General features: G+C 48.0%; 11 protein-coding genes and 1 pseudogene. All 12 read left to right on the top strand.

Annotated features, from left to right (window positions below; all coding sequences use genetic code 11):
• A partial coding sequence (locus tag Q0314_RS04025) for a DALR domain-containing protein (RefSeq protein ID WP_298056775.1) occupies nt 1-732 on the top strand: 732 nt, incomplete at its 5' end.
• Complete coding sequence (locus Q0314_RS04030) at nt 729-2,453, top strand: ABC transporter ATP-binding protein (RefSeq protein ID WP_298056799.1); 1,725 nt, start codon at nt 729-731, stop codon at nt 2,451-2,453. The genes Q0314_RS04025 and Q0314_RS04030, both read left to right, overlap by 4 nt.
• 41 nt (nt 2,454-2,494) lie before the next feature.
• Nucleotides 2,495-3,568, top strand: a complete 1,074-nt coding sequence (locus Q0314_RS04035; RefSeq protein WP_298056778.1) for a quinone-dependent dihydroorotate dehydrogenase — start codon at nt 2,495-2,497, stop codon at nt 3,566-3,568.
• An 8-nt stretch (nt 3,569-3,576) separates the two neighbouring features.
• Nucleotides 3,577-4,830: a pitrilysin family protein gene (locus Q0314_RS04040; protein ID WP_298056781.1), complete on the top strand. Its 1,254-nt coding sequence runs from the start codon at nt 3,577-3,579 to the stop codon at nt 4,828-4,830.
• Complete coding sequence (gene dapA, locus Q0314_RS04045) at nt 4,823-5,719, top strand: 4-hydroxy-tetrahydrodipicolinate synthase (RefSeq protein ID WP_298056783.1); 897 nt, start codon at nt 4,823-4,825, stop codon at nt 5,717-5,719. The genes Q0314_RS04040 and dapA overlap by 8 nt, the downstream gene beginning before the upstream one ends.
• Entirely contained in the window at nt 5,719-6,504 is a 786-nt protein-coding gene (locus Q0314_RS04050) for an enoyl-ACP reductase (protein WP_298056786.1), read from the top strand. Before dapA ends, Q0314_RS04050 begins: the two co-directional genes overlap by 1 nt.
• Nucleotides 6,501-6,821 (top strand): hypothetical protein, encoded by a 321-nt coding sequence (locus Q0314_RS04055; protein ID WP_298056788.1) that lies wholly within the window; start codon nt 6,501-6,503, stop codon nt 6,819-6,821. Before Q0314_RS04050 ends, Q0314_RS04055 begins: the two co-directional genes overlap by 4 nt.
• Nucleotides 6,818-7,372 (top strand): CDP-diacylglycerol--glycerol-3-phosphate 3-phosphatidyltransferase, encoded by a 555-nt coding sequence (pgsA, locus tag Q0314_RS04060; protein WP_298056790.1) that lies wholly within the window; start codon nt 6,818-6,820, stop codon nt 7,370-7,372. Before Q0314_RS04055 ends, pgsA begins: the two co-directional genes overlap by 4 nt.
• Before the next feature lie 2 nt (nt 7,373-7,374).
• Complete coding sequence (locus Q0314_RS04065) at nt 7,375-8,391, top strand: AI-2E family transporter (protein ID WP_298056794.1); 1,017 nt, start codon at nt 7,375-7,377, stop codon at nt 8,389-8,391.
• Nucleotides 8,392-8,412: 21 nt separating this feature from the next.
• A complete protein-coding gene (gene rseP, locus Q0314_RS04070) occupies nt 8,413-9,525 on the top strand; it encodes an RIP metalloprotease RseP (RefSeq protein WP_298056796.1) in 1,113 nt (370 codons plus the stop codon).
• Nucleotides 9,522-10,157 carry a YggS family pyridoxal phosphate-dependent enzyme gene (locus Q0314_RS04075; RefSeq protein ID WP_298056798.1) on the top strand — a complete coding sequence of 212 codons (636 nt, stop codon included), beginning with the start codon at nt 9,522-9,524 and terminating at the stop codon, nt 10,155-10,157. Before rseP ends, Q0314_RS04075 begins: the two co-directional genes overlap by 4 nt.
• Nucleotides 10,158-10,310: 153 nt before the next feature.
• A pseudogene (locus tag Q0314_RS04080) lies at nt 10,311-10,495 on the top strand (hypothetical protein); the annotation flags it as partial.

Below are 10,495 nucleotides of genomic sequence, written 5' to 3' on the forward strand. Positions count from 1 at the left end.
ATAGATATCCACGCGGGCGGGCTTGATCTGCTCTTTCCTCATCACGAAAACGAGGCTGCGCAGTGCCGCTGTGCCGAGCACAAGAGCCTGGCTAAATACTGGCTACACAACGGCTTTATCCAAGTAAATAACGAGAAAATGAGCAAGAGCCTCGGAAATAGCTTTTTCGTTAAAGACGCGCTGGAGCGAAATTTGGGCGAGGCGGTGAGATTTTATCTGATTTCTAGCCACTACAGAGCGAATTTTAACTTTAGCGAAGATGATCTAAATGCGGCAAAAAAGCGCCTGGATAAAATTTACCGCCTAAAAAAACGAGTTTTGGGCGCGGCGGCAAATTTGAGCGCGAACGATAAATTTAAGAGCGAATTTATGTCCGCAATAGGGGACGATCTAAACACCTCAAAGGCGCTTGCTAGCATAGATGAGTTCGTCCGCAGCGCAAACGACGAGCTAGACGCAAACCCGAAAGATAAAGCCAAAAAAGGCGAGATCGCGGCAAATTTGGAGCTGATAGCGCGAGTACTCGGCATCTTGCAGGTGGACGTATTTGGGTATTTTCAGTTTGGCGTAAGCGACGAAAAGCGAGCATATATCGAGGATCTGATAAATCAAAGAAATGAAGCCAAGGCGGCCAAAAACTACGAGCTATCCGATAAAATCCGCGATATGCTAGCCGCAAACGGCATCAGCCTCATGGATACTCCAAACGGCTGCATGTGGGAAAAAATATGAAGCAGATGAGCCTAAAAGAGGTCTTGCGGCGGTTTGCGCCATATTTTAGGGATTATATTTCGTATTTTATCATCGCGATCGCCGGCATGCTGATGGCTAGCGGCGGCACTGCGGCGTCGGCGTGGGTGATCGAGCCCGTGCTAAATAAAATTTTCATCGAAAAAAACAAAGACCTGCTTTATCTTTTGCCCTATGCCATCATCGCGATTTACTTTTTAAAGGGGCTTGGGACGTTTCTGCAGGCCTATTTTACGGCATATATCGGGCAGGATATCGTGAGGAGATTTCGCGAAAAGCTGCTAAAAAACCTGCTAAATTTGGATATGAAGTTTTTTAACGACTACCGCACGGGCGAGCTAATCAGCCGAAACATCAACGACATCGACCGCATCAGAAGTATCGTTAGCTCTATGATACCAGAGCTCATCCGCGAGGCTATCACGATCGTCGGGCTACTTTGCGTCGTGCTTTATCAGAGCTTGCAGCTTGCGTTTTTTGCGCTAGTTATCATGCCTGCAGCCGTCTATCCGCTCTCAAGACTCGCAAAAAAGATGAAAAAAATCTCCCGCGCCTCGCAGGAAAAGACCTCCGACATCAGCTCTAAGCTGAGCGAAATTTTTACCAATATCGAGATCATCAAAGCAAACAACGCGCAGGAGTTTGAGCACGCTAAATTTACCGACGAAAACGCTAAATTTTTCAAGCTAAATTTAAAAAGCGTAAAAGTAAACGAGATGGTAAGCCCGATGATGGAAATTTTTGGCTCCGTCGGCGTCGCGGCGGTCGTCATTATCGGCGGCAAAGAGGTTATAGACGGAAATTTGACGATGGGAAGCTTCTTTTCGTTTCTAACCGCACTTTTCATGCTTTATACGCCTATTAAGCGCATTTCAGGCCTTTATAACAAGATGCAAGACGCTGTGGTCGCGGCAGAGCGAACCTTTGAGCTCCTTGATAAAGAGCCTCAAATTTTAAGCGGCGACAAACCCGTGCCGGCTGAAATAAATTTGATAAATTTTAAAGACGTCAGGCTAAACTACGACGATAAAGAGGTGCTAAAAGGCGTAAATCTAAGCGCTAGCAAGTCCCAAACCGTAGCACTCGTAGGCAGTAGCGGCGGCGGAAAAAGCTCGATCGTAAATCTACTCATGAGATTTTACGACGCAAACGGCGGAGCGATCGAGATAAACGGCGAAAATATCAAAAATTTCGATCTAGGTTCTCTGCGGCAAAATATCGGTCTAGTGACCCAGCGCGTCTATATCTTTAACGACACGGTCGCAAACAACGTCGCCTACGGCCGCGAATACGACGAAGCCAAGGTCGAGCTCGCGCTAAAAACGGCAAATGCGTATGATTTCGTGTCAAATTTACCCGAGGGCGCGCAGACCGTTTTAAATGAATTCGGCACCAATCTCTCAGGCGGCCAGCGCCAGCGTATCGCTATCGCCCGTGCGCTCTACGACGACCCGCAGATTTTGATATTTGACGAGGCTACGAGCGCTCTGGATAACGAAAGCGAGCAGCAGATAACCAAAGCCATCGCGAATTTACAAAAAGAAAAGATAATATTTATCATCGCGCACCGCCTAAGCACGGTGCAAAACGCCGATAAGATCGCCGTTATCAGCGGCGGAAAAGTGGTAGGATTTGATACCGACGAGGCGCTTAGCAAGAGCTGCGAAATTTACGCGAAACTAAAAGGCGAAGCCCTTGTTTAAGCCTAAATTTGATAAAATCGCTCAAAATTTAAGGATAAAATTTGAATTACGAAACGCTAAAATCCATATTTTTTAAATTTGACCCCGAAACCGCTCACAAAATCGTAGAAAAAACGCTAAGTATCTCAGACTGCGTATTTCCGGGTCTTTATAGCATCGTCGCCAAAAACTGCGTCGTCACGGACGCGGCTCTTTCGCAAAATTTGCTAGAAACTAGCTTTTTAAATCCCGTAGGAATCGCCGGCGGCTTTGATAAAAACGCCACCATGCTGCGTCCGCTGGCAGCGCTCGGGTTTGGGCACGTGGAGTTTGGCACCGTGACGCCAAAACCGCAAGAGGGCAACGCAAAACCGCGCCTTTTTCGCCTCATCGAAGAAGAGAGCATACAAAACGCGATGGGCTTTAACAACGAAGGCGCAGACGCCCTTGGCGCGCGCGTCGGCAAGCTCTATCCGTTTGCGATACCGCTTTTTGCCAATATCGGCAAAAATAAAATCACTCCAAATGAAGAAGCGATTAAAGACTATGAAATTTTAGTCGCTAAATTTAACGAAATTTGCGACTGCTTCGTCATAAACGTCTCATCGCCAAACACCCCGAACCTACGCGAACTACAAGAAGATAGCTTTATAAAAGACCTTTTTGCGCGCCTTACGCCGATCGCAAAAAAGCCGATAATCTTTAAAATCGCGCCCGATATGGACGACGGCAAAGCCGTGCAGATCTGCAAAACCGCCGTAGAATGCGGCGCAAAAGGCGTAATCGTAAATAATACGAGCGTGGATTATTCGCTATCAAAGTCGCCGAATTTACAAAATTTCGGCGGACTAAGTGGCAAGGTCATCGCCAAACGCTCGCGAGAGCTTTTTAGCGCGGTGGCTAGCGAGCTTTACGGCAAGACGGTTTTGATCGCAAGCGGCGGCATAGACAGCGCCGAGGAGGCATACGCGCGCATAAAATCAGGCGCAAATTTGGTTCAAATTTACACCTCCTTTATATTCAAGGGCCCAAACATCGCAAAACAGATCAACGAAGGTATTTTAAAGCTTTTAAAAGAGGATAATTTCGCCTCGATTAGCGAAGCGGTGGGCTGCGATATAAAAAACAAAATTTAAGGAAATTTATGCTTATAAAATACTCCAAAACAAAGCTCAAAAACGGCTTTGAGATCTATCACATCCCCGCTAGCAAGGGCTCTAGCGTCATTAGCGTGGACGTGTTTTACCGCGTGGGCTCGCGAAACGAAACCATGGGCAAAAGCGGCATCGCGCACATGCTAGAGCACTTAAATTTTAAATCCACGAAAAATATGAAAGCGGGCGAATTTGACGAGATCGTAAAGGGTTTTGGCGGCGTAAATAACGCTAGCACGGGCTTTGATTATACGCATTATTTCGTCAAATGCTCAAAAGGCAACCTAGACGAGGCTCTTAGGCTTTACGCCGATATAATGGAAAATTTGAGCCTAAAAGATAAAGAATTTCAGCCCGAGCGCGACGTCGTGACCGAGGAGCGCAGATGGCGCACAGACAACTCTCCGATCGGCTTTTTGTACTTTACGCTATTTAACGTCGCTTTTAGCTATCACCCGTACCACTGGACTCCGATCGGCTTTATCGGCGATATCAGAAACTGGAGCATAGAGGATATAAAAGAATTTCACGAGACGTACTACCAGCCGCAAAACGCGATCCTGCTAATCAGCGGCGACATAGATAAAAAAAGCGCGTTTGAGCTAGGTAAAAAGCACTTTGAAAACATAAAAAACAAAAAACCGCTACCAAAACTGCACTGCATCGAGCCTGAGCAAAACGGCGCAAAAAGGGCTGAAATTTACAAGGATAGCGAAGTAGAGATGCTGGCGCTCGCCTTTAAAATCCCGCCGTTTAATCACGAAGATCAGCCTGCGTTAGGCGCGCTAGCCGAGTATCTAGGTAGCGGACAGAGCTCTGTTTTACAACGCGTTTTGATAGATGAAAAATGCCTCGTAAACAGCGTAGACGTCTATAATATGAGCAATATCGACGAGAGCCTGCTCATCGTGCTAGCCGTTTGCAATCCCGGCGTCAAGGCCGAGGCTGTAGAGGAAGAGATCTGGCGTGTGCTAGAAAACGCAAAAACGCAAAAAATAGACGAAGACGAGATAACTAAGATAAAAAATAGCTTAAAAAGCGATCTCATTTACTCGCTAGATAGCGCGTCGAAGGTTGCGAATTTATACGGCAGTTATCTCGTTAGAGGCGATATAAAGCCGCTTTTTGAGTTGCCTGAAAAAACAGCCGCGCTAAAACCGGCCGATCTAAACGAAATCTGCAAAAAATACGCAAGAAAAGAAAAATCTACGACGATCATCCTAAGAAAGGAAAAAAGTGAATAAAAAAGCAATAACGGGCGCTATGACGGCGCTGATTACGCCTTTTAAAGACGGTAAATTAGATGAAATAGGTTATGAAAAATTAATCAAAAGACAAATAGCAAACGGCATCGACGCGGTTGTACCTGTAGGCACCACAGGCGAGAGCGCGACGCTAACGCACGACGAGCATAGAATTTGCATCGAAATCGCCGTAAATACCTGCAAAAACACCGGCGTAAAAGTACTCGCGGGTGCTGGCAGTAACGCCACGCACGAGGCGGTAGGTTTAGCAAAATTTGCGCAAGATCACGGCGCAGACGGTATCCTCTCGGTAGCCCCATACTACAACAAACCGACGCAAGAAGGCCTCTATCGCCACTACAAAGCGATCGCCTCAAGCGTCGAAATCCCCGTGCTACTCTATAACGTCCCGGGCCGCGTGGGCGTAGATATCCAGCCGTGCACGGTTTTTAGGCTATTTAAAGAGTGCGAGAATGTTTACGGCGTAAAAGAGGCCACCGGTAGCATCGAGCGCTGCGTCGATCTGCTCGCGCACGAGCCAGGCCTGTCCGTCATCAGCGGCGAGGACGCGATAAACTACCCTATCCTCTCAAACGGCGGCAAGGGCGTGATCTCGGTTACGGCAAACTTGCTCCCGGACGAGATCTCAAATTTGACCCACTTTGCGCTAAAGGGTGAGTTTGCACGCGCAAAAGCCATAAACGACGATCTGTATGCGGTCAATAAAATAATGTTTTGCGAGAGCAATCCGATCCCGGTCAAGGCCGCTATGTACATCGCTGGGCTCATATCAAGCCTCGAGTACCGCCTGCCGCTTTGCGAGCCGAGCGCCGAAAATCTCAAAAAAATCGAACAAACCATAAAGCAATATAACATAAAAGGATTTTAATGAACTGCGAAAACGAATTTAAAGGCAAAACTCTAGTAATCAGCGGCGGAACGCGCGGTATCGGACGCGCTATCGTGGAGGAATTTGCCGCAAAGGGCGTAAATATCGCCTTTACATATAACTCAAACGAAGAGCTAGCCAAAACCCAAGCCGCCGAGCTCGAGGCGACATACGGCATAAAAGCCAGGGCCTACGCGCTAAATATACTAGAACCCGAGACCTACAAAGATCTATTTTTAGAGATCGACGCCGACTTTGACCGCGTAGATTTTTTTATCTCAAACGCCATCATCTCGGGTCGTCCGGTAGCGGGTGGATATACGAAATTTATGAAACTTCGCCCTCGCGGCATTAATAACATCTTCACCGCAACCGTAAATGCATTCGTAGTCGGAGCGCAAGAAGCCGCAAAACGCATGGAAAAAACGGGCGGCGGCAGTATCATATCGCTATCATCGACGGGCAATCTCGTCTATATCGAAAACTATGCGGGCCACGGCACCGCAAAAGCCGCGGTAGAAGCCATGGCGCGCTATGCGGCAACCGAGCTTGGCGAAAAAAATATCCGCGTAAACGTCGTTAGTGGCGGCCCGATCGAGACAGACGCGCTTAGGGCTTTTACGAACTACGAGGAAGTACGCGACAAAACGGCCGAGCTAAGCCCGCTAAACCGCATGGGACAGCCTACGGATATTGCCGGCGCATGTTTGTTTCTGTGCAGCTCAAAAGCTAGCTGGGTAACCGGCCACACATTCATCATCGACGGTGGTACAACATTTAAATGAAAAAAACAAATTTAGCCTGCGCTCCTTTGCCGGTTGCTCGCATTTTGGGCAAATTCGGCACTATAAATTTAACGCGCTTGCGGGCTAAATTTGATGAAAATTTAAAATTTGAAAGCAGATTTTGCGGCGCGGACAGTTTTCTTAAACCTAATCTAAATTTGCTCAAATTTGACAAAGCTACGAGCAAATTTAACCAAAGCGCAAATAAGAAACGGGCAAAGTCAAGCCAAAACAAGGCTAGCGATTTTTTCGCCGACTCCCGCGCCGAGCTGTCAAATTTTAAACTCCAAAATCAAAAAGAAAGAACAAATAAATGAGCCTAAACTTACCAAACGCCCTAGCCTTCCTGCGCGTATTTCTCGCACCTCTGATGTTTTGGCTGCTACTTAGCGTAAATTCCTTCTCAGGCGTGCACGTTAGCTGGATGAACTACTTTGCCGCGCTTGTGTTCGTGATCGCTAGCGTCACCGATTTTTTCGACGGATTTATCGCGCGCGCATGGGATCAAAAGACCAAGCTAGGAGCCGTCATCGACCCGCTTGCGGATAAAATGCTAACGCTGGGCGCGTTTTTAGGACTCATGATGATAGACCGCGCGAGCCCTTGGGCCGTGTATCTCATCCTCGTTCGCGAGTTTTTTATCACGGGATTTCGCGTCGTGATGGCGGGCGAAGGCGTAGAGGTCGCCGCATCGATGGCGGGCAAGGTCAAAACCGTCTGCCAGATGGTTGCGATCGGCTTTTTAACCATGCAGTGGCCTTTTGGCGAGTTTTTGCTCTGGCTTAGCGTCGCGCTGACGCTGTATTCGGGCTTTGAGTACGTAAACGCTTATGTAAAGCACATTAAAAATCAAGCCAAAAAGGCGTAAATTTGAGAACCGGAAACGCCATAATCTGTCTAGCAAGCTTCGTCGTGGTAGCAGCCGGACTAAAGGCCGCTAGCATCGTCGTGCTACCCTTTTTGATGGCTGTTTTTATCGCTATCGTGGCGACGCCTGCGATAAATGCGCTAGAAAAGCTCAAATTTCCGCGCGTTTTAGCCTTTGCGCTCGTTACCGCGGTCGTGTTTTTATCGCTTGGTTTTATCGCAAACACCGTGCTAAAGACGATCAACGGGCTAGTTAGCTATATGCCCGAGCTTCAGAGCAAATTTAAAGCCCTCGCCGACCACTATCACCATATACTAGCTAGCCGCGGCCTCATCGATCCAAACAGCGTCGCCGCGCCCGCAGACTTTGATATCAATAAACTTTTTGCCGTGCTGGGCGGATTTTTAAGGAGCGGCACGGAGCTTGCCTCAAAGAGCTTTTTTGTCTTTTTGCTCGTTACTTTTATGCTTTTTGAGGTGCAGGTATTTTCTCAAAAAGTCGAGTATTTTGCGAGTAAAAATCCGCAAACAAACCAGATCGTAGATACGTTTATATCAAATCTCAAACGCTATCTCGCGATCAAGTCCGCAGCATCGTTTGCGACGGGCGTTTTTATATTTATCGGGCTAAATTTCATCGGCGTGCCTTACGCGCCGCTTTGGGGGATTTTGGCTTTCGTGCTAAATTTTGTCCCGACGATCGGCTCTATCATCGCGGCCGTTCCAGCGCTTTTGGTGGCGCTTTTGTTAAACGACGCGGCGGCTTGCGCTTGGACTGCGGCGCTGTATGCGGTCGTAAATGTCGTCATCGGCAACTTTATCGAGCCAAAATTTCTTGGCAAAGGCCTTGGTATCAGCACGCTTGTCGTGCTTTTGAGCCTACTTTTTTGGGGATTTTTGTTCGGCATCGGCGGTATGTTTTTAGCCGTACCGCTTACGATGAGCCTAAAGATCGCGCTTGACGCAAACCCTAGCACGAAATTTATCGCCGTTTTGCTCAGCGATAAACTCGAGCGGTAAAATCAAATTTAAAGGTAAATTTTGAAAAGCATTATCTTTGTGGCGGCGTTGCTAGCCGTCGGCATTTACGCGTATTCGTGGCATTTTTTGATCACGGTTTTGGTGATTAGCTTTCTTATATTTTTTCATGAGCTGGGCCACTTTCTCGCCGCTCGCATGCTAAAAGTGGGCGTTTTAAAATTTAGTGTGGGCTTTGGCCAGAGCGTCTACTCAAAAACCATCGGCGGCACCGAGTACGCCATCGGCGCGATACCGCTTGGCGGCTACGTTAGCCTAAAAGGACAAGAGGACGCAAAGCCCGGCCTAAAAAACGAGGACGCCGACAGCTACACGAGGCTTAGCCCGCTAGGACGCATTTTTATCCTTTTTGCCGGACCGTTTTTTAACTTTGCTTTGGCGTTTTTTATCTTTATCGCGCTCGGACATATCGGAGTAGAAAGGCTAGCGCCAACCGTGGGCAAGGTGCTGGAAAACTCGGCTGCGGCAAGCGCCGGACTGCAAAAAGGCGATAAAATTTTAAACATAAACGGCATCAAAATCAGCGAATGGGACGAGATAAGCAAAAACGTAAATTTAACCTCCACTGCGATCACGCTCGAGCGCGCGGGCGAAATAAAAACGATAAATTTGACGCCTAAAATCGGGCAAAGCATGACGATATTTGGCGAAAAGATAGAAAAACCGCTCATCGGCATTTCGCCCTCAGGCGAGGTCGTCACGATACAAAACACCGGCCTTAGCTCGCTTAAATTTGCGCTCGTTGAGACCGTAAACGCCTCAAAGCTCATATTTACGGGACTTGAAAAGCTCATTGTTGGCGTCGTACCGCTAAAAGAGATGGGCGGCATCATCCAGATCACCGACATCACCTCAAAGGCCGCAGGCATCGGCCTCTCGACCCTACTCATCATCGCCGCGCTCATATCCGTAAATTTAGGCGTGCTAAACCTACTCCCGATCCCGGCGCTTGACGGCGGACACATATTTTTCAATCTTTACGAGCTGATTTTCCGCCGCGAGATGAACGAAAAAGTCTATATCGGCCTTACCTACTGCGGCTGGGCGTTTTTGCTCTGCCTGATGGCGTTTGCGACCTTTAACGACGTGATGCGCCTAAGCGGAGCGGGACAATGAAGCTCGCGCAAATTTTAGAACGCATCGAAAATGCACGTACGGGCGAAGCGGTGAAGCTAATCGCCGTGAGCAAAAACGTAACGACGAAAGAGGTTTTGGAGCTTTTTGAGCAGGGGCAAACGAGCTTTGGCGAAAACCGCGTGCAAGAGCTCAAAAATAAGAGCGAAATTTTGTCAAATTTGCCGATCGAGTGGCACTTCATCGGGCGACTTCAAAGCAACAAAATAAACCACCTGCTAGCGCTCAAACCCGCGCTTTGGCAAAGCTGCGAGAGCGTAGAAGCCGCGCTTGCGGTGGATAAAAGGCTGGGTTGCGAGCTACCTTGCCTGCTGCAAATAAACTCCGCGCGCGAAGACACGAAACAAGGTATCTCGCCCGAGGCCGCACAGGATGCGTTTTTACAAATCGCAAAGGAGTGTAAATTTTTAAAACCCGTCGGCGTGATGAGTATCGGCGCGCACGTAGAGGACGAGCGAGCCATACAAAAGAGCTTTGAGACTACGCGTAAAATTTACGAAAATCTGCAACCAAACGGCGCGCAAATTTGCTCGATGGGTATGAGCGGGGATTTTGAGCTAGCGATAAAATGCGGCTCGAATATGATTCGTTTGGGGTCGATTTTATACGCGTAAATCAGTCGCGATCCGTATAAATTTAGAAAAATCTACCTAAAAAGGAGCCAAAATGGGCTACGACGTGAGTTATCATCCGATCAACGAAAACGAGATCAGTGGTATTTTGACGCGTTAAAAAGCGCGCGAGAGGGCGACTGGTCGGCTGCGAAAATGCTTGCAAAAGAGCACGGCATGGAAGATTTTTACGCACAAAAATACATCGATACTCTTAAAATCGCGCTTGAAACCAAAGATGACGAGAGCTTTTCGACGGGATACGGCTACATACTCGCTGCAGTGCAGGGATTTTTTAGAAAATATTTCTACACGCGCGGCACGGCGTTTTGCTTTTTGGC

The sequence above is a fragment of the uncultured Campylobacter sp. genome, assembly GCF_938040115.1.
Lineage (GTDB): Bacteria > Campylobacterota > Campylobacteria > Campylobacterales > Campylobacteraceae > Campylobacter_A.